Origin of the sequence: Phenylobacterium sp. (assembly GCF_036264965.1) — a bacterium.
Taxonomy (GTDB): Bacteria; Pseudomonadota; Alphaproteobacteria; order Caulobacterales; family Caulobacteraceae; genus Phenylobacterium.
In genome coordinates this window covers 1-20,769 of the sequence record NZ_DATAPY010000068.1, presented here as the reverse complement: position 1 = coordinate 20,769, position 20,769 = coordinate 1, and the positions used below count along the sequence as shown (strand labels likewise).

General features: G+C 70.4%; 23 protein-coding genes. 14 read left to right on the top strand and 9 right to left on the bottom strand.

The window, feature by feature from the left end:
• Window positions 1-4: 4 nt before the first annotated feature.
• Together VHS75_RS09585 and VHS75_RS09580 are read right to left on the bottom strand one after the other, a co-directional pair.
• Entirely contained in the window at window positions 5-445 is a 441-nt protein-coding gene (locus tag VHS75_RS09585; protein ID WP_329638387.1) for a SufE family protein, read from the bottom strand.
• Window positions 446-499: 54 nt separating this feature from the next.
• Window positions 500-1,273, bottom strand: a complete 774-nt coding sequence (locus VHS75_RS09580; protein ID WP_329638386.1) for a HAMP domain-containing sensor histidine kinase — start codon at window positions 1,271-1,273, stop codon at window positions 500-502.
• 248 nt (window positions 1,274-1,521) lie between these two features.
• On the opposite strand from VHS75_RS09580, the gene VHS75_RS09575 reads away from it, so the two are divergent.
• Window positions 1,522-3,114 carry a HAMP domain-containing sensor histidine kinase gene (locus tag VHS75_RS09575; protein WP_329638385.1) on the top strand — a complete coding sequence of 531 codons (1,593 nt, stop codon included), beginning with the start codon at window positions 1,522-1,524 and terminating at the stop codon, window positions 3,112-3,114.
• On the opposite strand, the gene VHS75_RS09570 is transcribed toward VHS75_RS09575, so the two are convergent.
• Window positions 3,111-3,890 (bottom strand): hypothetical protein, encoded by a 780-nt coding sequence (locus VHS75_RS09570; RefSeq protein WP_329638384.1) that lies wholly within the window; start codon window positions 3,888-3,890, stop codon window positions 3,111-3,113. The two genes, VHS75_RS09575 and VHS75_RS09570, sit on opposite strands and share 4 nt — an antisense overlap.
• Before the next feature lie 220 nt (window positions 3,891-4,110).
• Here VHS75_RS09570 and VHS75_RS09565 point away from each other — a divergent pair, with 220 nt between their 5' ends.
• The 3 genes from VHS75_RS09565 (at window position 4,111) to VHS75_RS09555 (ending at window position 5,387) form a co-directional block, all read left to right on the top strand.
• Window positions 4,111-4,443: a DUF1491 family protein gene (locus VHS75_RS09565; RefSeq protein WP_329638383.1), complete on the top strand. Its 333-nt coding sequence runs from the start codon at window positions 4,111-4,113 to the stop codon at window positions 4,441-4,443.
• A gap of 114 nt (window positions 4,444-4,557) precedes the next feature.
• Window positions 4,558-4,938: a hypothetical protein gene (locus tag VHS75_RS09560; RefSeq protein WP_329638382.1), complete on the top strand. Its 381-nt coding sequence runs from the start codon at window positions 4,558-4,560 to the stop codon at window positions 4,936-4,938.
• 47 nt (window positions 4,939-4,985) lie between these two features.
• The gene (locus VHS75_RS09555; RefSeq protein WP_329638381.1) at window positions 4,986-5,387 is read left to right on the top strand and encodes a VOC family protein; all 402 of its coding nucleotides are present in this window, start codon (window positions 4,986-4,988) and stop codon (window positions 5,385-5,387) included.
• Window positions 5,388-5,390: 3 nt separating this feature from the next.
• Here VHS75_RS09555 and VHS75_RS09550 read toward each other — a convergent pair whose 3' ends face one another.
• Together VHS75_RS09550 and VHS75_RS09545 are read right to left on the bottom strand one after the other, a co-directional pair.
• The gene (locus VHS75_RS09550; RefSeq protein ID WP_329638380.1) at window positions 5,391-5,702 is read right to left on the bottom strand and encodes a type II toxin-antitoxin system PemK/MazF family toxin; all 312 of its coding nucleotides are present in this window, start codon (window positions 5,700-5,702) and stop codon (window positions 5,391-5,393) included.
• A gap of 23 nt (window positions 5,703-5,725) precedes the next feature.
• Window positions 5,726-6,025: a hypothetical protein gene (locus VHS75_RS09545; protein WP_329638379.1), complete on the bottom strand. Its 300-nt coding sequence runs from the start codon at window positions 6,023-6,025 to the stop codon at window positions 5,726-5,728.
• A gap of 143 nt (window positions 6,026-6,168) precedes the next feature.
• Here VHS75_RS09545 and VHS75_RS09540 point away from each other — a divergent pair, with 143 nt between their 5' ends.
• The 5 genes from VHS75_RS09540 (at window position 6,169) to VHS75_RS09520 (ending at window position 11,747) form a co-directional block, all read left to right on the top strand.
• Window positions 6,169-7,788 (top strand): peptide chain release factor 3, encoded by a 1,620-nt coding sequence (locus tag VHS75_RS09540; RefSeq protein WP_329638378.1) that lies wholly within the window; start codon window positions 6,169-6,171, stop codon window positions 7,786-7,788.
• A gap of 17 nt (window positions 7,789-7,805) precedes the next feature.
• Entirely contained in the window at window positions 7,806-8,702 is an 897-nt protein-coding gene (locus tag VHS75_RS09535) for a class I SAM-dependent methyltransferase (protein WP_329638377.1), read from the top strand.
• Window positions 8,699-9,433 (top strand): 16S rRNA pseudouridine(516) synthase, encoded by a 735-nt coding sequence (locus tag VHS75_RS09530; protein ID WP_329638376.1) that lies wholly within the window; start codon window positions 8,699-8,701, stop codon window positions 9,431-9,433. The genes VHS75_RS09535 and VHS75_RS09530 overlap by 4 nt, the downstream gene beginning before the upstream one ends.
• Window positions 9,434-9,629: 196 nt before the next feature.
• Window positions 9,630-11,009 (top strand): hypothetical protein, encoded by a 1,380-nt coding sequence (locus VHS75_RS09525; protein WP_329638375.1) that lies wholly within the window; start codon window positions 9,630-9,632, stop codon window positions 11,007-11,009.
• Between the two features lie 66 nt (window positions 11,010-11,075).
• Window positions 11,076-11,747 (top strand): hypothetical protein, encoded by a 672-nt coding sequence (locus VHS75_RS09520; RefSeq protein ID WP_329638374.1) that lies wholly within the window; start codon window positions 11,076-11,078, stop codon window positions 11,745-11,747.
• A gap of 1 nt (window position 11,748) precedes the next feature.
• On the opposite strand, the gene VHS75_RS09515 is transcribed toward VHS75_RS09520, so the two are convergent.
• The 4 genes from VHS75_RS09515 to VHS75_RS09500 form a co-directional block, all read right to left on the bottom strand.
• Window positions 11,749-12,516, bottom strand: a complete 768-nt coding sequence (locus VHS75_RS09515; RefSeq protein WP_329638373.1) for an ABC transporter permease — start codon at window positions 12,514-12,516, stop codon at window positions 11,749-11,751.
• Window positions 12,513-13,250, bottom strand: coding sequence for an ABC transporter ATP-binding protein (locus tag VHS75_RS09510; RefSeq protein ID WP_329638372.1), 738 nt, complete (start codon window positions 13,248-13,250; stop codon window positions 12,513-12,515). Before VHS75_RS09510 ends, VHS75_RS09515 begins: the two co-directional genes overlap by 4 nt.
• A 1-nt stretch (window position 13,251) precedes the next feature.
• On the bottom strand, window positions 13,252-14,274 hold the full coding sequence (locus tag VHS75_RS09505; protein WP_329638371.1) for an ABC transporter substrate-binding protein: 1,023 nt from the start codon (window positions 14,272-14,274) through the stop codon (window positions 13,252-13,254).
• Window positions 14,275-14,752: 478 nt separating this feature from the next.
• Window positions 14,753-16,570 carry an ABC-F family ATP-binding cassette domain-containing protein gene (locus tag VHS75_RS09500; protein ID WP_329638370.1) on the bottom strand — a complete coding sequence of 606 codons (1,818 nt, stop codon included), beginning with the start codon at window positions 16,568-16,570 and terminating at the stop codon, window positions 14,753-14,755.
• Window positions 16,571-16,646: 76 nt separating this feature from the next.
• Between VHS75_RS09500 and VHS75_RS09495 the strand changes: the two genes are divergently transcribed.
• The 5 genes from VHS75_RS09495 to VHS75_RS09475 form a co-directional block, all read left to right on the top strand.
• Window positions 16,647-17,108, top strand: a complete 462-nt coding sequence (locus VHS75_RS09495; protein ID WP_324948123.1) for a YcgN family cysteine cluster protein — start codon at window positions 16,647-16,649, stop codon at window positions 17,106-17,108.
• Between the two features lie 98 nt (window positions 17,109-17,206).
• Window positions 17,207-18,151: a DnaJ C-terminal domain-containing protein gene (locus VHS75_RS09490; RefSeq protein ID WP_329638369.1), complete on the top strand. Its 945-nt coding sequence runs from the start codon at window positions 17,207-17,209 to the stop codon at window positions 18,149-18,151.
• 321 nt (window positions 18,152-18,472) lie between these two features.
• Window positions 18,473-18,760, top strand: a complete 288-nt coding sequence (locus tag VHS75_RS09485; protein WP_329638368.1) for a PepSY domain-containing protein — start codon at window positions 18,473-18,475, stop codon at window positions 18,758-18,760.
• Between the two features lie 13 nt (window positions 18,761-18,773).
• On the top strand, window positions 18,774-19,466 hold the full coding sequence (locus tag VHS75_RS09480; protein ID WP_329638367.1) for a response regulator transcription factor: 693 nt from the start codon (window positions 18,774-18,776) through the stop codon (window positions 19,464-19,466).
• Between the two features lie 16 nt (window positions 19,467-19,482).
• The coding region (locus tag VHS75_RS09475) for an ATP-binding protein (RefSeq protein ID WP_329638366.1) at window positions 19,483-20,769 on the top strand (1,287 nt) is incomplete at its 3' end.

The window sequence follows — 20,769 nt, the reverse complement described above, 5'->3', positions numbered from 1 at the left end:
GGCGCTAGCTCCGCGCCCGCTCCGCGTCGGTCCGGATGCGGGCCACCATCGACGCCAGGCCATTCGACCGCTGTTGCGAGAGCGCGCCCTTGAGGCCGAGGGTCTCGAAGGCGGCCGGGGCGTCGAAGGCCAGGATTTCGGCGGGCCTTCGGCCGGAGAAGAGGCGCAGGACGATGGCGATCAGGCCGCGCACGATGTGGGCGTCGCTGTCGCCGCGGAACGTCAGCGTCCCGTCGGCGTGCGGCTCGGTCACCAGCCAGACCTGGCTCGCGCAACCGCGCACCTTGTTGGCGTCGGAGCGTTCGGCGTCGGTCAGGGGCGCCAGGTCCTTGCCCAGGTCGATCACATAGCGATAGCGCTCTTCCCAGTCGCCCAGGACCTCGAACTCGGCGGCGAGTTCCGCGAGTTCGTCCGGGATTCCGTCTTGAAGCAGGGGCGCGACCATGCGCGGGACTTAGGGGGCGGCGACCCCCGCCGCAACTGCTTCAGGCGGTCTTCTCTAGGCTGTCTTCAGGCGCACGCGGGCGGTGAGGCCCTTTCCCGGCTCGGAGGTGAGCTGCAGCGGGGCGCCCATGGCGCGGCAGGTGAGCTCGCAGATCGGCAGGCCCAGGCCGCCGCCCTCGACCCGGCGGACCAGTGCGTTCTGGCCCTGCTCGAAGGGCAACATCAGGCGTGGCAGGTCGGCGGGGTCGACGCCCTCTCCATCGTCCTCGATCAGCACGTCGACGTGGCCCGGGCCGATCTCGGCGCGGATGCGGACCTCGCTCTCGTCGGGGGCGAACATGGCGGCGTTCTGCAACAGGTGGGTCAGCACGGTGCGCAGGCCCCAAGGGTCGGCCAAGACGAGCGGCAGGTCGCCGTGCTCGACGATGCGCGGCCGCACGCCGCGGGTGAAATCGGCGGCGGCGGACGAAATGGCGGATTCAAAGGCCGGCTCCAGCGCTTCCGGGCCGACGTCGAGCTCCAGGCCCTCAAGACGGCCGATCTCCAGCACCTGGTTGACCAGCTTGAGCAGCTTCTTGCCGCTGCCGCGGATGATCTCGGCGTATTCCTTGTACTGCGGCGCGCCCAGCGGGCCGTAGAGCTCGGCCGAGAGGATTTCGGAGAATCCGAGGATCGAATTGAGCGGCGTGCGCAGTTCGTGACTGACCAGGCGCAGGAAGGCGCGCTTCTGATCCTCGAGGCCGACGACCGCGCGCCGCCGCGTCCGCGCGGCGGGTTCGGGCGGTTCAGGCGTTTCGGGTGCGCTGGCGGGGTCGGGCGCTGACGGCATGCAGGCTGAGGCGCCCTCGTTCCAAGAGCCTCGATTTTGCGACCGCGCGCTTACGATTTCCTTTCACGACTGCAAGCAGCCTGTGGATAGCGGGATCGCGCCATAGGCGAGCGCCCTTACTTGGACTCACCGCAGCCGCTAAACTTGATTGTGATGTCCGGCGAACAGAAGACGAAGGCTCGACGCTGACCAGCCCCAAGAGACGGCCGCGCGGGCGCGCACCGGCGGACGCCGGGCAGCGCTTCGCCGTGATCTGGCACCTGGCCTGGGCGCTGGCCATGGCGGCGGCGGCCGGGGCGCTGGTCTTGCGCGGCGGCGCGCCCGTCGTGGATCTGGCGGCCCTGGGCGCGGTGGTCGCCGCCAGCGTCATCGGCGCGTTCCTGGCGGGGATCGGCGGCGAGTCCGGGGCGGCGACCGCGGTCGTGGCCTGGGCGGCGGCCGGGGCGAGCGCCTGCCTGCTGACCGGCGGCACCGGCGGGCCGATGGCGGCCCTGTGCCTGGCGCCGCTGGCGGCCGGTGCGGCGTTCGGGCGGCCGAAGCTTCTGGGCCTGGGCGCGGCGGCGGGCGTCGCAGCCGCCGCTGTGGCGGCGATGGGCGGGGCGTTTGCGCTTCTGCCGAAGAACGCCGAGCCGCTGGCGACCTGGCTGAGCCTGCTGGCGCTGGGGACGACCGGCCTGGGCTTTGCGGCCGGCCTGGTGGCCCTGCAGGGCAGGGTGCGCGGCGAGGGCGCCCTCGCGCGCGACACGGAACTCTCGCTGCGCGAGGCGCTGGATCACCAGCCGCAGCTCCTGATGTCGCTCTACCCGGGCGGCCGCATCCTCGAGGCGTTCGGCGAGGCGCCCATCGGGCTGCAGACCCACGAGATGACCGGCCGCAACCTGGCCGAGATGGTCGGCGCGGAGGATCGCACCGCGGTCGAGGACGCCCTGATGCGTGCGGCCGCGGAGGGCTCGGCGGAGGTGGTGTTCGTTCCGGCCCACGACCCGCAGGGGTGGTGCGTGCTGACCCTGCGCCGGATGGGCGCCTCGCGCCTGGTCGGCGCCCTGCGCGACGCCCGCGCCCAGCGCCGCCGCGAGACCGAGCTGGACGAGGCGCGCCTGGTGGCCGAACAGCAGAACGCCGGCAAGTCGCGCTTCCTGGCCAATATGAGCCACGAGCTGCGCACGCCGCTGAACGCCATCATGGGCTTCTCCGACATCATGCGGCAGCGGCTGTTCGGGCCCATGTCGGACCGCTACGCCGAATACGCCGACCTGATCCACGAGAGCGGCGCCCACCTGCTGGAGCTGATCAACGACGTGCTCGACATGTCGAAGATCGAGGCCGAGCGGTTCGAGCTGGCGCGCGAAGACTTCGACGCCCGCGACGCGATCGCCGCGGTCCTGCGCCTGATGCGCGGCCAGGCGGACCGCGCCGGGATCAACCTCAAGGGCGAACTGTCGGCGGACTCCCTGGAAGCCGAGGCCGACCGGCGCGCGATCAAGCAGATCGCCTTCAACCTGGTCTCCAATGCGCTGAAGTTCACGCCGAGGGGCGGTTCGGTGACCGTCTCGGCGCGGCGGGACGAGGAGGTGCTGGAGATTTCCGTGACCGACACCGGGGTCGGCATCTCGTCGGAGGACCTGGCGCGCCTGGGCCGGCCTTACGAGCAGGCCGGCGGCGCGGAGCAGAGGCAGGCCGGCGCGGGTCTGGGGCTCTCGCTGGTCAGGGCCTTCGCGCGCCTGCACGGCGGCGACATGACGATGGCGAGCACGCTCGGCGAGGGCACCACCGTGACCGTCAGGATGCCGGTCCTGATCCCCCAGGTTGAACCGCGCGTGTCGCGGATCGCGGAAGGCTAGTGACCCGCGACCTGTAGGAACGCTCGGCCGGCGGCGAAGTCGCCGACCTCCACGTAAGCGCGGCGCACCACGTCCCCCGGGAACAGGAAGTCGACAGCCACGGCTTCGCGCGGGTCGAGGGCGGCCAGTTCGACCGAGGCGGCGTCCGGGAAGCGGAAGGCCCAGCCGGCGGTCTCGCCCTTGGGCAGGAGGTCCGGCCCGGCCGCCGAGCGGGCGGTGGCGTTGAAGGCCTTCTGCGCGCTCGCCGGCGGCAGGCGGCGCGCCAGGGGCAGGCCGGCGGTCGCGCCGCCGCCGAAACGGTCGAGATAGGGTTGGCCGGCGCGCGCGTCGTCGCGCAGCACCAGGCGCGCGGCGTAGGGCTGGGCCCCGTCGGCGAAGCTGGCCACGGCGACCAGGCCTTCCTGGCCCTCGCGCCCGGCCAGGCCAAAGGCCATCCGGTCGCCCCCGAAGCTGGTCTCCTGCGCCAACCGCCAGCGGGCGGCGCGGCCGAGGTTGCGGTCGGCGGCCCAGCCGGCCACGTCGCCGGCGTAGTTGAGCCGGGTCATCTTGGCGTAGCCGGAGAAGGCGGTCTTCACCCGGGCGGCGGCGGTGACGATGTCGGGGGATCGGCAGTCGGCGGCATTGGCCTTGGCGCGGGCGGCGAGCTCGGTCTGGCGCAGCGACGCCGGCGAGGTCCCGGCGCGCAACGCCGCGCCACGAGCCTGCGCCACGCCGGCGGCCAGCGCCGCGGCCACGTCAGGCGCGAACAGTCCGCAGCGCTGATCCGCCGCCGACATCACCGCACGCTCGTAGAAAAGGTCAGCCGGCTGCGCTTGCGCGAAGCCGGGCAGAACGGCCGAAGCCGCCGCTAGACACCCCATCCACCGAGACGCCGGCCGCGCTTTTCTGCGCGAGCTCTTCATGCGTCGTCCGTTTTCGTTCTGGTCACAGGACCGTGGCGTGGGGTAGCGCAGTTAGCGTTGCTGTTCCGTTAGCGGACGCCGGACAACTTGCCGCATGCTGCTTTCCACCGACATCTGGGTCAGCGCCCTGATCCGCCGGGCCGAACTGTCCGGGGCCTTCGGCATGGTGATCCGCAAGGGCGATGCGCGGGCCGGCGCGGTGCTGGTCAAGGTGCTGAACCGCCCGCAGGGCACGGCCAGGCTCTATGCCGAGGCGACGCGTCTGGATGGCGAGCGGGTGTGGATGCAGCCGGCGCCGTCCGATCAGGAACCTGACCTCGACGCCTATATCGAGCGTGCGGTGCGGGTGGACCCCGACATTTGGGTCGTGGAGATCGACGACCGCCAGGGCCGCCACTTCCTGACCGAGCCGGTCGAGGGCGGCTGAAAGTCCGGCGTTTCTTCGCGGATTAACCGCCTTCGTGCACGCCGATGTAAGCCTGCGCGTGCGACAGGTCGCGCCTCGCCCAAAAGGTCCCTCAAGAAGCCCTCCGCCGCCGCCATGATGTTCCTGCTCAACGATGTCGTCCTGCGCCTCGACGGCGTCGCCATGGAGGCCCACCTCGGCGGCGAGCGGATGCTGCGGCTCTCGTTCCCGGAGATCCTCAGGATGGGCCAGGAGCTGTTCGCCCGCGAGCCTATGCTGCAGCGGACCAATCCAGAGCGGGCGCGCCGGCTGGCGTCCCTGATCACCGCCAAGGCCCCGATGATCAACGCCGCACTCTTCGTGGCGCCGGCGCTGGACTGCTCGCCGGGCGAGGTGACTGTGCGGTTCGTCGCCTGCGAGTTCGAGACCATGGCCCAGCTGCAGACCCTGCACCGCGAGGGGCGCCTCGATCCGGTGAGCGTCGACCGGATGATCTGGCGAAGACTGGCGGCCTGAGGGCCGCGCGTGCTTACCTCGCCGCCTGATCGGTGTGCGAGGTTCCCATGGTCGACAAGATCACCCCTTTTCTGATGTTCGAGGGCCAGGCGGAAGCGGCGCTCGACTTCTATGTCGGCCTGATCCCCGGGGCCGAGGTGAAGAGGCTGGAGCGCTATGGCCGGGGCGAACCCGGGACCGAGGGCAAGGTGCGCGTCGCCTTCTTCAGCCTCGCCGGGCAGGAGTTCATCTGCATCGACAGCTCCGTGCATCACGCCTTCAGCTTCACCCCGTCGATCTCACTCTTCGTGGACTGCGCGGACGAGGCGGAGATCGAGCGTTTGTTCGCGGCGCTGGCCGAGGGCGGCGTCGTTCGCATGCCGCTGGACAACTACGGGCTCAGCCTGAGGTTCGGCTGGGTGGACGATCGCTTCGGGGTGTCCTGGCAGCTGAACCTGCCGGCGGCTTGAACGTCAAAATCCGGCGCAAGCTCGCAAGGCGTCCGTCGCAGCGGCGATATCGCCCTCTGACAAGCGCCCGGCGCGGCGGACGACCCGCTCGACTTCGATTGTCGCGATCTTGCTGGCGCGGACCAAGGACTCGGCAGGAAGACCCGCCGCGGCCAGGTCCTTGATCGCAGCATCGCCGTGCAGTCGCCGGCCGCGGTCGGTGGTGATCATCGCCACCCAGAGACGATCAAGCTGGTCGCCAAGTATGGGGGCCGACACGACCAGGGCCGGCCGCCGTTTCTCCGCCAGCTGATCACTATAGGGGAACGGGACCACGACGATATCGAATGTGATGAAGGTCAAAGGTCTTTGTAGGCTGCGTCGTCAGCCGCGCTGCTCCATTCGGTGAAGGCCGCGAAGGGGTCGTCGTCTTCGGCGACGCCGGAAGCGGCGACAGGTTCTTCCTCGATTTCGATCGTGCCGGCGCTAAGCAGATTCTCCTGGCCCGTGATATCGCCACGCATCCTCACACTGACGCCACCGCGCTTGAGGCGCGCAATGACGGCGTCAATATCCCGCACGAAGAATTGGTTGGCCGCCGTGTTGTGCTTCTTCGGATCGACGGCGCGGTCGGCGAGCGTGTAGTAGCCATCGGTCATCTTGGGAGTGAAAACTTCCACCCGACCGTCAGGCAATGTCTTTCGGCGAATTAGGCGCTTCATTGCGAATTCCTGTAAACTTATAGGAAAATAATCCTTTTATTTCATTGCGTCAACCGGACAGGTATTGCTAGAGACCGTAAATGACCAGCTCCCCCGCCGCCGAGGCCGCCCGCCGGCGGACCTTCGCGATCATCTCCCATCCTGACGCCGGCAAGACCACGCTGACCGAGAACCTGCTGCTGGCCGGCGGGGCGATCCGCGCGGCCGGCGCCGTGCGCGCGCGCGGCGAGAACCGCCGCACCCGGTCGGACTGGATGAAGATCGAGCGCGAGCGGGGCATTTCGGTCTCGGCCAGCGTGATGACGTTCGACCACGACGGGCTGATGTTCAACCTGCTGGACACGCCGGGCCACGAGGACTTCTCGGAGGACACCTACCGGACCCTGACCGCCGCCGACGCCGCGGTGATGGTGCTGGACGCCGCTAAGGGGATCGAGCCGCAGACGCTGAAGCTGTTCGAGGTCTGCCGCCTGCGCGATATCCCGATTATCACCTTCATCAACAAGATGGACCGCGAGGCCCAGGACCCGTTCGAGCTGCTGGACGAGGTGGCCTCGAAGCTGGCGCTGGACCCGGCGCCGCTTTACTGGCCGGCGGGTTCGGGCGGCCGGTTCAAGGGCATGCTGGACCTGCGCACCGACAAGTTCATCCCCTTCGCCAAGAAGACCGGCGGCGCGGCCCCGAAGGGCGGGGAAGCCGACGAGGGCCACCCGCCGGCCATCGCGTTCCGCGGTAACGCCATCGTCAGCTACCTCGACCCCGACGAGCAGGAGGAGCTCAGCGAGAACGCCGAGCTGGCGCGGGGTGGCCTGAAGACCTTCGATCCGCAGGCCTTCCTGGAGGGCCACATGACGCCGGTGTTCTTCGGCTCGGCGCTGCGCCACTTCGGCGTCGACCAGCTTCTGGAAGGCATCGGCGCCTACGCCCCGCCGCCGAAGGCGGTGGCGGCGGTGAAGAACGGAGAGGCCACGCACGTCGCGCCCGGCGACCGCGAGGTGTCCGGCTTCATCTTCAAGGTCCAGGCGAACATGGACCCCAACCATCGCGACCGGATCGCCTTCCTGCGGCTGACCTCCGGCGAGTTCGAGCGGGGCATGAAGCTGAAGGTGCAGAACACCGGCCGGCAGCTCAGCGTGAACGCGCCGATCATGTTCTTCGCCTCCGACCGCGAGCTGGCCGAGGACGCCTTCGCCGGCGATGTCATCGGCATCCCGAACCACGGCGTCCTGCGGGTCGGCGACAGCCTGTCGGAGAGCGGAACCCTGCGCTTCGCCGGCCTGCCCAACTTCGCACCGGAAATCCTGCAGCGGGTGCGAGTGAAGGATCCGCTGAAGGCCAAGCACCTGAAGAAGGCGCTGGAGGGCCTGGCCGAGGAGGGCGTGACCCAGCTCTTCCGCCCGACCATGGGCGCGGACTTCATCGTCGGCGCCGTGGGGCAGCTTCAGTTCGAGGTGATGGCCGACCGCCTGGCCAACGAATACCAGCTGGAGGTGATCTTCGAGGCCAGCCCCTATGCCGAGGCGCGCTGGATCGCCGGCGACAAGGCCGACTTGGAGGACTTCCAGAACAAGCACCGCATGCAGATGGCGACCGATATCGACGACCAGCCGGTGTTCCTGGCCAAGACCGCCTGGGAGACCGGCTATGTCTCCGAGCGCTATCCCAAGGTCGCCTTCGAGCGGTCGAAAGAACGGGCCTGAGGCCGGTGGCGGGCGCCATGATCTACGGCGCGCCCGCGCCGGGGCTGATCGAGGTCCCGGCCGGGGCTGTGCAGCTCTCGCCGCTGATCCCGGGCTCGACGGATATCGCGAGCCTGCCAGACGTTTCGGCGAACAGCGCCACGATCCTGGCGCCGCCGGGGACCCTGGAGCGGGACTATGTGCTGGCCCAGGCGCTCAGGGTGCTGAAGTCCGGCGCGCCGATCACCGCCTTCGCCCCGAAAGACAAGGGCGGCTCGCGGCTGAAGAAGGCGCTGGAGGGCTTCGGCTGCAAGGTCACTGAGGACGCGCGCAAGCATCACCGCTTCTGCAGCGCCGTGCGGCCGGCCGAGCCAGTCGGTCTGACGGCGGCGATCGAGGCCGGGCGCCCACGCATCGTCCCGTCGCTCGGACTGTGGTCGCAGCCCGGCGTGTTCAGCTGGGACCGGCCCGATCCGGGCAGCCTGAGGCTCCTTGAGGTGCTGCCCGCGCTCTATGGCGCGGGGGCGGACCTCGGCTGCGGGATCGGCTTGCTGGCGCGGGCCGTGCTGGCCTCCCCGAAGGTGAAAGCGCTGACCTGCGCGGACATTGATGGCCGCGCCGTCGCCTGCGCCGAGCACAATCTGGACGATCCGCGGGCCAAGGTCGTCTGGGCCGACCTGCGCCGCCCGCTGAACGGCCTCACCGACCTCGACTTCGTGGTGATGAACCCGCCGTTCCATGACGGTGGCGCGGAGGACAAGGCGCTGGGCGTGGCGTTTATCGAGGCGGCGGCGCGGATGCTCGCCAAGCGCGGCGTCTGTTGGCTCGTGGCCAATCGGCACCTGCCCTACGAGGCCGCGCTGGCGAAGGCCTTCGAGACGGTGACGGTCCGCGGCGACGGCGGCGGCTACAAGATCTTCGAGGCGCGCAAGTGAGCAAGCCTCCCATGGCGCGGCTCGACCGTCTGCTGGCCAATCTGGGCTACGGCTCTCGGCGCGAGGTCACCGATCTGGTCGCCCGCAAACAGGTGATTCTGGATGGCGCGGTGGTGAAGGACTCCGGCGCGCGGATCGCTGTCAGCGCCGACCTGGCCGAGCGGATGACGGTATCCGGCCAGCCGCTGGATCCGCCCGCGCCGCTGACCATCCTGATGCACAAGCCGCTGGACGTCGTCTGCTCGCATCGCGAGCCGGGCCGCAGCGTCTACGAGATCCTGCCACGCCGCTGGCAGGGGCGGATGCCGGCGCTCTCGACGGTCGGGCGGCTGGACAAGGACACGTCGGGCCTGCTGCTGATCACCGACGACGGGCCGTTCTTGCATCGGGTGATCTCGCCCAAGGCCAAGGTCGCCAAGCGTTATGTGGCGACCCTGGACCGGCCCCTGCGCGGGGACGAGGGCGAGGTGTTCGCCGCCGGGACCCTGATGCTGGAGGGGGAGAGCGATGCGCTGGCCCCCGCTGAGCTTGAGGTCCTGGGGCCCAAGGAAGCGCAGCTGACCATCACCGAGGGGCGCTACCATCAGGTGCGGCGGATGTTCGCCGCGGTGGGCAACCACGTCACGGCCTTACACCGCGACCGCATCGGCGGCCTGGCGTTGCCGGACGATCTGGCGGCGGGCGCCTGGCGCATCCTGGCGCCGGCCGAGCAGGCGTCCCTCTTCGCCTGAGCGTCACGTTCCGCGACGTCGAGTTCTCACGGAACCGCTGAATCCGTCGCGCTTTACTGTGGATCGTAAGACACGGTTAACCATACTTGGGAAATTAACCACTTGTTTACGATCCCGGCTCCGGCTTTGCTCTTATCCGTCAGGACGCGAGGCGTTCGTCTCATCGCGGGACGAAACGCCAGACGGGAGCGACGGTATGTTTGAGTTGGGACGTGAGTTCATGCGGCTGTTCGCCGGCGATCGGCCGAAGGGCCATGCCGATGGCCTGACCGGCGGCGACGCCACCCTACTGGAACTTCTCGATCTCAACCTGCTGCGCCAGGAAGCCAAGGCCGCCGATGTGGCCGCCGGCCGCATCAGCGCCAATGACAAGGCCCAGCGCCGACTGGACGCCGCGGTGGTGTGGCGCGAAGTCGCCCGCCGGTCCGGCGACGCCGTGGCGCTGCGCAAGGCCGCCTGCGCCGCGGAGACCGCCTGCGCCGCCCTCGATCCCCATCGCCGCCCCGACGCCTGGGCCCGCGCCCGCTGTGAGCAGGCCTTCGCCGGTCTCTTGGGCGCCGAGCTGTTCGGCGATCCCGGCCTAGACGCCGCGGCTGCCGCGACCTTCCGCGAGGCCCGTGGGGTCGCGCGCGGCGGGCTGTCCGCGGCGCTGGCCGATGTGGGCGTCGCCCTGGTCGCCGGCCGCGAGGACCTGGGCAGCGGCGACGCCGCCGCCGCATGGCGCGCCAGCGAACGTTTCAACGCCCCGATCGCGGCCATGGAGGCCATGACCCGCCGCTCGGGCGCCGCCCGGCCGCTGGCCGCCGAGGCGCGGCTGATGCGCGCCGACCTGCTCTGCGGCTGGGGCGCGCGGCTGAAGGACGAGACGCTGTTGCGAGCCGCCATTGACGACGCGTCCGCCGCCGCGGACCGCCTGGACCTGGCCTATGAGCCGCTGACCTGGGCCCGCGCCGAGATCCTGCGCGGCCAGGGCCTGGCGCTGTGGGGCGAGGCGACGGGCGACATCGACGCGGTGGCCGCCGGCGCCACGACGCTGGCCGGCGCCTTGGACCACCTGACCCGCGACCACAGCCCGCTGGACTGGGCGCGCACCCAGATCGCGCTCGCCCACGCCCTGCAGACCCTGGGCGAGGCCAGCGCCGACGAGCGCGCCTACGAGCAGGCGGTGACCTGCTACGACCGCGCCAACATGGTGCTGAAGGATGCCCCGGCGACCCCCTTGCGCGGCCTCGCCGCCGGCGAGCGGGCCATGTGCCTGGCGCGCTCGGCGGAGCTGACCGGCGACCTGGCGGTGCTCGACACCGCCGAGGCGGCGCTGAAGATGGAACTCTCCGGCTTGCAGCCGCGCCGCGACCCGGTGGCCTGGGCGCTCGTCCAGCTGCACTTGGCCAGGCTCTACGAGGCCCGCGCGGACATCACGGGCCGTGACCGCGGCGAGCGGGCCGCGGCGGTCATGGCTCTGGACGCCGCCCTCGACGTCTTCGGCGATCACGGCCTGCGCTCGCTGAGCGTCATGGCCAGCGAGGCCCTGGAGCGGCTGCGCGCTGGCCCGGCGCCCAAGCGCACCGCCGTCTGAGCTGAGAGGCGGCTTCTCAAGCCGCCCAGGGCCGTGCCAAGCTCTTCTCCGCACAGGAGAACCGCCATGGCTTCCAAGTTTGCCGTCCTCGCCGCCGCCGGCGCCGCGATCGTCGCGTCCGCCGCCGTGACCCGAGCCGGCGCCGAGGGCGAACGCACCTGGGTCGAGGCGCCGACGGTCGCCGACATCGCCGCCGCCTATCCCGCCCGCGCCAAGGCCGGCGCCGTCAGCGGCCAGGTGGAGCTGACCTGCGAGATGGCCCGCGACGGCCACCCGCGCGACTGCGCGGCGCTCACCGAAAAGCCGGGCGGCTATGGCTTCGGCGCGGCGGCGGTGAAGCTCGCGACCCGTCTGAAGGCCAGCGACCCGAGCCTGACCAATCAGAACATCTTCGTCCCCGTGACCTTCGACGCCGCCGTGTTGAAGGGCGAGGCGATGGTGACCAAGCCCGCCTGGGCCGCCCTGCCGTCGCCGGAAGATTTCAATGCAACCTTCCCGAAGACCCAGAACGGCGTGAACAAGGTGCGCGTGGTGCTGGGGTGCACCGTCGAGGCTGACGGCGCCCTGGGCGGTTGCACGGTGGCGCAGGAAGACCCGCCCGGCCAGGGATACGGCGCCGGCGCGCTGGCGCTGGCGTCGAAGTTCCGGGTCGGGCCGTGGAGCCAGGACGGCGAGCCCACCGTCGGCGCCCACATCAAGCTGCCGATCCGCTACGAGCTGACGCCCGTCAAACAGTAGGCTAGCGGCCCCGCCACCAGCGCAGGCCGGCCTTCTCGCCGGCGTCGAGCACGGCGTGCAGCACCGCGCCCAACAACCCCAGCACCGCCAGGGCGGCGAACATCCGGGCCGTCTGCAGGCGGTTGCCGGCCTCCAGGATGCGCCAGGCCAGGCCCTGGGCGCCGCCGGACCCGGCCACGAACTCGGCCACCACCGCGCCGATCACCGCCAGGCCGGCGGCCACCTTGTGGCCCTCCAGCAGGTAGGGCACGGCCGAGGGCAGGCGCAGGCGGGTGAGGCGCTGCAGCCGCGTCGCGCCATAGAGGTCGAACAGGCGTTCCAGGTCAGGGTCGGCGGCCTTCAGGCCGGTCACCGCGCCGGAGAAGATCGGGAAGAAGGCCACGACCGCGGCGAGCGCGATGATCGCGCGGCCCGCATGGTCCAGCCCCGCCCAGATCAGCACCAGGGGCGCGATGGCCACCACCGGCGTCACCTGCAGCACCACGGCCAGGGGCCGGACGGCGCGCTCCAGGATCGGGCTCAGGCCCACCACCAGCGCCAGGGCTTGGGCGACCAGGCTGGCGACCACCAGCGCGATCAGGGCCATGGAGAGCGTGTTCCAGGCCGAGGCGAGCAGGCCCGCCCAATCGGCGGCCAGAGCCTGGGCGATGGCCGAGGGCGGCGGCAGGAAGTAGGGCGCCACATGCAGGACGCGGCAGGCGATCTCCCAGGCCGCCAACAGCAGGGCGATGAGCGCGAAGGGCGCCAGCAAGCGGGCGACCCGGCTCACGCCGCCATCCCCTTGGCCAGCATCGCCGAGACCGCCTCCACCTGGGCGCGGAAGGTCGCGGTGGTGCGGAAGTGCTCGGGGCGCGGCAGGGCGCCGTCCACGGCCACCTCGCCGGCGACGCGGCCGGGGCCCTTGGTCATGACCACCACGCGCGAGGCCATGTAGACGGCTTCTTCCACATTGTGGGTCACGAAGACGATGGCGGGCCGGGTCTCGGCCCAAAGGCTCAGGACGTCGTCGGCGAGGGCCCGCCGGGTGATCTCGTCGAGGGCCGCGAACGGCTCGTCGAGCAGCAGCAGCTTGGGGCCGGTGACCAGGGCGCGGGCCAGAGAGACGCGCATGGCCATGCCGCCGGAGAGCTGCGCGGGCCGCGCGGCCTCGGCGCCCGCCAGCCCGACGCGCGCCAGGGCCGCGTCGGCGCGGCCGGCGGCCTTGGCATGGGCGACGCCGGCCAGCTCCAGGGGCAGGGCGGCGTTGGCGCGGGCCGACAGCCAGGGCGCCAGCGTCGGGGCCTGGAAGACCACCGCCGTCTCGCCGCGCCCCGGCGTGCGGGCGACCTCGCCTCGCGTCGGCGGTTCGAGCCCGGCCAGCAGCCGCATGGCCGTCGACTTGCCGCAGCCCGAGGCGCCCACCAGGGCCACGATCTCTCCCGCGCCGATCTCCAGCGTGAAGGGCCCCAGCGCGCGGCCGCGCGGATAGTCGACCTCGACGTTTCGAAGGGCGGCGACCGTCACCTTATTTCGCCGGCGGGCTCACGAACTGCAGGGTGTAGGCGCGTCTGTAGTCGAGGGTCTTGGGGTAGACGCCGGCGGCCGAGGCGACGTCGAACAGGGTCTGCCAGCGGGCGTCGGTCATGGCCCCGATGCCGTCGCCTCCCTTTGCGCCTGGGGCCGCGTCCCCGCCCTCGACGATGGCGTTGGCCTTCAGCTTGGCGCGGGCCTGGTCGAGGATGTCCTGGGTCATCTCGGGGTTGTCCTTCATGATCAGGGCCTCGGCGGGCTTCGGGTCGCCGTTCAGGTAGTCGTTCCAGCCCTTGGCGGTGGCCTCGACGAAGGCCTTCACGGCCGCCGGGTTCTTGGCGATCAGGGCGTCGGGCGCGAGGATCATGGTGGCGTAGCCGGGGTAGCCGTTGTCGGCGAGCAGGAAGACCTTCGGCTTCATCCCCGTCTGCTTCTCGATCGTGTAGGGCTCGGACGCCAGGTAGCCCTGCTGGATAGCGCGCTTGTCGGCCAGGAACGGGCCGTTGTTGAACGTGTATTTGCGCACCTGGTCGTCGCTGAGGCCGTACTTGGCCTTCAGCCAGACCCAGAAGGTGGTCACCGAGGCGTCGGCCAGCAGGATCGGATGGCCCTTCAGGTCGGCCAGGCTGTTCACGCCGGCGTCCGGGTGGGCGATCAGCACCTGCGGGTCCTTCTGGAAGACCGCGGCCACGGCCTTCACCGGCACGTTCTCCTGGACGAGGTTGAGGGCGATGAAGCCGTTGGAGCCGACGCCCATGTCGATGGAGCCGGCGGCCAGAAGCTGAGGCACATTCACGCCAGGGCCGCCCTGGACGATCTTCACGTCCAGGCCGCGCTTGGCGTATTCGCCCTCGGCCAGGGCCTCGTAGAAGCCGCCGTGCTCGGCCTCGGCGCGCCAGTCGGTGGCGAAGCGGATGGGGGTGAGGCCGCCGGCCTTCGGCGCGTCGGTCTGTTTCGCCGGCGAGCAGGCGGCGAGGGCGAGCGCCAAGGCCACGGCCATCGGTCGAAAGAATTTCATCGGCGCCCCTCGCTCAAGCTTTCGCGAACCTAGGGCGCTGCGCCTTCCGTTGGAAGACGCCCATAGCAAGAGGGCGGCGCTCCGGTTGCCCGAGGCGTCGCCCTCTCATCCAGATCCGTTGGGGGATCTGTGCCTTCCAGGTCGATCGCGCCTTCGGTTCTCGGGGTCGCCCCCGATGGTTTTCCGTCGCGTCCGGTGTCTCTTGAGGTCTGTCCCGGGTTGCCCCGGTCCTCGCCCTAGAAACCTCCTGCTCGCTTCTGCTTCTGGGTCCCCCGTTTCCGGCTTCTCCGTCCGCCCGCGCCGCAGTCCCTCTCGGCAAGTGAACGGTGCGCCTATCCTTAAAATCCGGCAAGCGGGTGTTTCGGGCAGGACGTGAATCCACCGTCAACAACCGGTGTATAACCGGTGCATAACTTGGGAATAGATCCGAATTCCCCAAGCCGTTTCAAAGCTTAAATCAATCCACAGGAAAGCGGGTTCAGGCCCGTTTTCCGGTCTCCAGGGCCTCTCTCTGGGCCTCCAGGGCGAGCCATTCGTCCTCCGCGGCGATGAGCTGGGTACGGACGGTTTCGAGGTCGGTGGAGAGGCGCTGGAAGGCCGCCGGGTCGCGGCCATAGAGCCCGGGATCCGCGAGGTTGGATTCCAGCTTCGAGATCTTCGCCGGCGCGCCGGCGATCAAGGCGTCGAGCTCCTCCAGGCGGCGCTGATCCTTGTAGGTGAGCTTGCCCGTGGCGACCGGCTTCGGCTTGGACGGCGCCGGCGGGGGCGCGACGGCCTTGACCTGAGCGAAGGCCGCGACCGGCAGGCGGGCGAAGAAGCCCGGGTTCTGGGAGATGAAGTCCTGCCAGCCGCCGGGGGTCTCCACGGTCCGTCCGGCCCCGTCGAGGCCGATGGTGGAGGTCGCCAGACGGTCCACGAAGTCGCGGTCGTGGCTGACCAGGATCAGGGTGCCCTCATAGTCGGCCAGCAGGTCTTCCAGCAGGTCGAGGGTGTCCATGTCGAGGTCGTTGGTGGGCTCGTCGAGGACCAGGACATTGGCCGGGTTGGCCAGGGCCTTGGCCAGCAGCAGGCGGTTGCGCTCGCCGCCTGAAAGGCTGCGGACCGGTTGGCGAAGTTGGGCCTCGGTGAACAGGAAGTCCTTGGCGTAGGAGACGATGTGGCGCGGCTCGCCGCGCACCAGGATCTGGTCGCCGCCCAGCGGCAGCAGCACGTCGCGCAGCGTCATCTCCGGCGAGAGCTTGGCGCGGGCCTGGTCGATGTAGCTGATCTCCAGGTTGGTCCCGAGCTTGATGTCCCCTTCGTCGGCCGGGATCTCGCCCAGCAGCACCTTGACCAGCGTCGTCTTGCCAGCTCCGTTCGGGCCCACGACGGCCACCCGGTCGCCGCGCAGGATGCGGGTCGAGAAGTTCTTCAGCAGGACGCGGTCGCCGAACGCCTTGGAGACGTTCTTGGCCTCCACCACCCGCTTGCCGGAGGTCCCGGAGCTGGCGAGCCCCATGTTCAGTTCTTTGCGGGTGTCCTTCAGCCGGTCGGCCTTGTCCTGGCGCAGGCTCTCCAGGCGGCGTTTGCGGCCCTCGTTGCGGGCGCGCCGGGCGGTGACGCCCCGGGCCATCCAGTGCTGCTCGCGCTGGATGAAGCGGTCGAGACGCCGCGCCTCCTCGGCCTCCTGGGCGGCGATCTTCTCGGCCCAGTCCTCGAAGCCGGCGAAACCTTCGTCGAGGCGTTTGACGAGCCGGTACTCCAGCCAGAAGCAGCGCTTGGTCACCCGTTCCAGGAAGGCGCGGTCGTGGCTGACGATCAGGGCGGCGGCCTTGGAGGCGGCCAGTTCGTCCTCGAGAGTCTCAATAGCCAGGATGTCGAGGTGGTTGGTCGGCTCGTCCAGCAGAATGACGTCGGCGTCCTCGGCGAAGGCCCGCGCCAGGGCGGCCCGGCGGATCTCGCCGCCGGAGAGGCCTTGCGTGGCCTTCTGCGGATCGAGGCCGAAGTCGGTGAGGGTGGCTTGCGCCTGATAGTCCATGGCGCCGCCGGCGGTGGCGTAGTCCAGCAGGGTCTCCCCGACGATCTCCGGCTCCTGCGGCACGAAGGAGATGCGGGTTCCGGTGGCGATATTGCGCTCGCCGCCGTCCGGCTCGATCTGGCCGGCCAGGACGCGCAGCAGAGTCGATTTGCCGGCCCCGTTGCGGCCCACCAGGCAGGCGCGGACCCGCGCGTCGAGCGCCAGGTCGACGCCGTCGAACAGCATCAGCGGACCGTCCGCCAGGCGGACGTCCTTAAGGGCGAGTATGGGTGCGCGCATGTGAGGGGCCTCAGATAGCGGCCCTGGCGTCCGGCGCAAGCTGGGATTGGCGTCCGATCGGGCCTAGATAGGCGCGATGGCCGGCGAACCCTTCTGGCGGCGCAAGTCGCTGAGCGAAATGACGGTCCCCGAATGGGAGAGCCTGTGTGACGGCTGCGGCCTCTGCTGCCTGGTGCGTTTCGAGGACGAGGACGGCGACATCATCCCGACCCGGGTGCACTGCAAGCTGTTCGACGCCCACGCCTGCGTCTGCACCGACTACGCCAATCGCCAGGACTATGTGCCCGACTGCGTGAAGCTGACGCCGGGCAACATTGAGCAGCTGGCCTGGATGCCGTACTCCTGCGCCTACCGCCGCCTGAACGAAGGCCGCGACCTGGCCGATTGGCACCCGCTGATCTCCGGCGATCCGGAGAGCGTGCACCGCGCCGGGGTCTCGGTGCGCGGCCAGACGATCAACGAAAAGGTGCTGGCGGAGGCCGAGGACGCCCTGGATTTCGCCGCCCCGGACCTCATTGCCGAACGGGGGCGCGGCTAGGGATGTGGCATTTCTGCCACATCGGCTCTTGCGCACGGAACCGAACCGACCAATCTACGCCTCCAGAGAGACCACACCTCCAAAAGGGCTGAACTGACTTGGCGAGCGACCCCTATCAGGTCCTGGGCGTTCCGCGCACGGCGAGCGCGGACGAGATCCGCAAGGCGTTCCGCAAGCTCGCCAAGGCCAACCACCCCGACACCAATCCGAACAACAAGGCCGCCGAGGAACGCTTCAAGCAGGTCTCCGGCGCCTTCGACATCCTGGGCGACGCGGCGAAGAAGAAGAAGTTCGACGCCGGCGAGATCGACGCCGACGGGCGCGAGACCTTCGGCGGCTTTGCGCGCGGCGGCCAGGGCGGCCCCTGGGGCCCGCCGCCGGGCGGCGGCTTTGGCGGCGCCGGCGCCCATGGTGCGAGCTTCGAGGGCGTCGACCTGGGCGACATCCTGGGCGAGATGTTCGGCGGCGCCCGCGGCGGCCGGGCCGGCGGCCAGGGCGGCGGCTTCGGCGGCTTCTCCCAGCGCGGCTCGGACGTGCGCGCGCGCCTGGAGATCGACCTGGAGGACGCCATCAGGGGCGCCAAGAAGCGCATCGCCTTCTCCGACGGCCGCACCATCGACGTGACAATCCCCAAGGGCGCCCAGGAGGGCCAGACGCTCAGGCTGAAGGGCCAGGGCTCGCCCGGCCGCGCCGGGCCCGGCGACGCGTTCATTGAGCTGGCCATCGCCCCGCACCCGACCTATCGCCGCGAGGGCGAGACCCTGGTGATGGACGTGCCGGTCACGGCCTATGACGCGGTGCTGGGCGGCAAGGTCGAGGCGCCGACCCCGGATGGCCCGGTGACCCTGACCATCCCCAAGGGCTCCAACACCGGCGCGCGCCTGCGGCTGAAGGGCCGGGGTCTCGCCGACGCGCGCGGCGTGCGCGGCGACCTCTTCGCGCGCCTGGTGGTGACGCTGCCGGACACGCCGGATCCTGAGCTGGAAAAGTTCGCCGAAGACTGGCGCAGGTCGCGGCCCTACGCGCCGAAACGGCGGAGTTAGGACGGATCGACATTCAAGCTGTCCTTGCGGCGTCCTCCTCCCCTTGTGGGAGGAGGTGGCCTGCGAAGCAGGTCGGAGGTGGGGTTTCCCCGCCTCTCCGCGCTAACCGAAGCTCAGATTCGCCCGGCGAACGGAGTGCGACCCCACCTCCGTCGGCCCTCCGGCCGCCACCTCCTCCCACAAGGGGCGGAGGAGCGTGAGGCGAGGGCCTGAGATGAATGTCCAACAGCCTCTAGAGCCCTGGCGTGACAGCCGCCGCCACACGCCGCATAAGCTGCACGTTCAGGCCCGGTTCAGTCCCGGGCGGCCAAGGCTGATCCCATGATGCGCCTCCTCTTCATCGCCGCCCTGCTGTTGGGCGCCGCGCCCGTCTCCGCGATGGCGGCGCAGGAGCGGCCTGGTGCGACGCCGGACGCCGCGGCGGGCGGCCAACTGCCGCTTTCGCGCGTTCTGAAAGAGCTGGCTCAGCATCACAAGGGCAAGCAGCTCAACACGACCATGGGTCAGGCCGGCGGCAGGCCGGTCTACCTGGTGCAATGGCAACTCCCCAGCGGCCAGATCGTGGTGTTCACCGTGGACGCCCAGACCGGCCAGGTGCTGGGCCAGTAGGAAGGGTTCTGCGATGCGCATCCTGCTCGTGGAAGACGATCCGGACCTGAGCCGGCAGCTCAAGCTGGCCCTGGCCGACGCCGGCTATGCGGTGGACCACGCCCCGGACGGCGAAGAGGCCCAGTTCCTTGGCGAGACTGAGCCCTATGACGCGGTGATCCTCGACCTCGGCCTGCCGAAGGTGGACGGGGTCTCGGTGCTGGAGCGCTGGCGGCGCGAGAACATGGCCACGCCGGTGCTGATCCTCACCGCGCGCGGCGCCTGGAGCGAGAAGGTGGCGGGCTTCGACGCCGGCGCCGACGACTATCTGACCAAGCCCTTCCACACCGAGGAGCTGCTGGCGCGCCTGCGGGCGCTGCTGCGGCGGTCTGCGGGGCACGCGGCGCCGAACCTTTCCTGCGGCGGCCTGCGCCTGGACCCGCGGGCCGCCCGCGCGAGCGTCAACGGCGAGCCCCTGCGGCTGACCTCGCTGGAGTACCGGCTGCTGCACTACATGATGATGCACCAGGGCCGGGTGATCAGCCGCACCGAGTTGGTCGAGCATCTCTACGACCAGGATTTCGACCGGGATTCCAACACCATCGAGGTGTTCATCGGCCGCGTGCGCAAGAAGATCGGCTCCGACCGTATCGAGACCGCGCGGGGGCTGGGCTATCGGCTGACCTGTCCGGACGACGAGCGCGGCGGCGAGGCTCAGGCCTCCTGATGCGCCAGGGCTCCTGATGAGACTGCCGGCGGCGCTTGGGGCGTCGTCGCTGGCGCGGCGGCTGGTGCTGCTGGCGCTGACCTGGAGCCTCGGCGCACTGGTGGTCACCGCGCTCGTCATGGGCCTCCTGTTCCAGCGCGCGGCCATCCGGCGGGTCGATGAGACCCTGAGCGACCTGATCACCAATCTCGCCGCCTATTCCGAGGTCGAGGACAACGGCGAGGTCTTCGCCCCGCCGTTCACCGACCAGAGGGCGCTTCGCACCTATTCCGGCCGCTACTGGGAGATCGCCGAGCCAACGTCCGGCGGCAAGGTGGTCCCGCTCTCGAACCAGCGCTCCCACTCCCTGTTCGATTCCGTCATCTGGACGCCGGCCGACCTTGAGGCGCGGCTGAAGGCCCGGCCGGGGCGCACGGTCTCCTACAATGCAAACGGTCCCCAGGACGAGCCGCTGCGGGTCAGGGCGCAGCAGAACTTCCTGCCGGGCCGAAAGGCGCCGGTGATCTTCCTGGCGGCGGAGGACCGCAGTTCCGTCGATCACGACGTCTCGAACTTCATCGTCGCCACCTCGGCGGCTTTCGTGCTGCTGGCGGCGCTGCTGGTGGTGGCCATCGTGATCCAGGTGCGCGTCGGTTTGCGCCCACTGTTCGAGCTGCGGAGCGAGGTGGCCGCCGTGCGCCGCGGCAAGGCCCAGCGCCTGGCCGAGACCTATCCCACCGAACTGATGCCTCTGGCCGCCGAGCTGAACGCCCTGGTCGAGCACAATCAGCAGGTGGTCGAACGCCAGCGGACCCACGTCGGAAACCTGGCCCACGCGCTGAAGACCCCGATCTCGGTGATGATCACCGAAGCCGGCCAGCAGCCGGGCCCGCTCGCCGACGTGGTCGGCCGCCAGGCCGAGGTGATGCGCCAGCACGTCGACCACCACCTCAGGCGAGCCCGCGCCGCCGCCCGCAGCCGCGGCCAGGGCGAGCGCACCGACATCTCCGAGGTGCTGGACGAGCTGGCCCGCACCCTGGAGCGGATCTTCCACGACAAGGGTGTGACCATCGACTGGGACGCCGACGAGCACCTGGCCTTCCAGGGCGAGCGGCAGGACTTCATGGAGCTGGCCGGCAACGCCATGGAGAACGCCTGCAAGTGGTGCCAGGGCAAGGTGCGGGTGCGCGCCCACGCCCTGGGCCCCGAACGCCTGCGCCTGACGGTGGAGGACGACGGCCCGGGCCTGCCGCCGGAGCGGCGCGACGAGGTGCTGCGCCGCGGCGAGCGCCTGGACGAGAATGCCCCGGGATCGGGCCTGGGC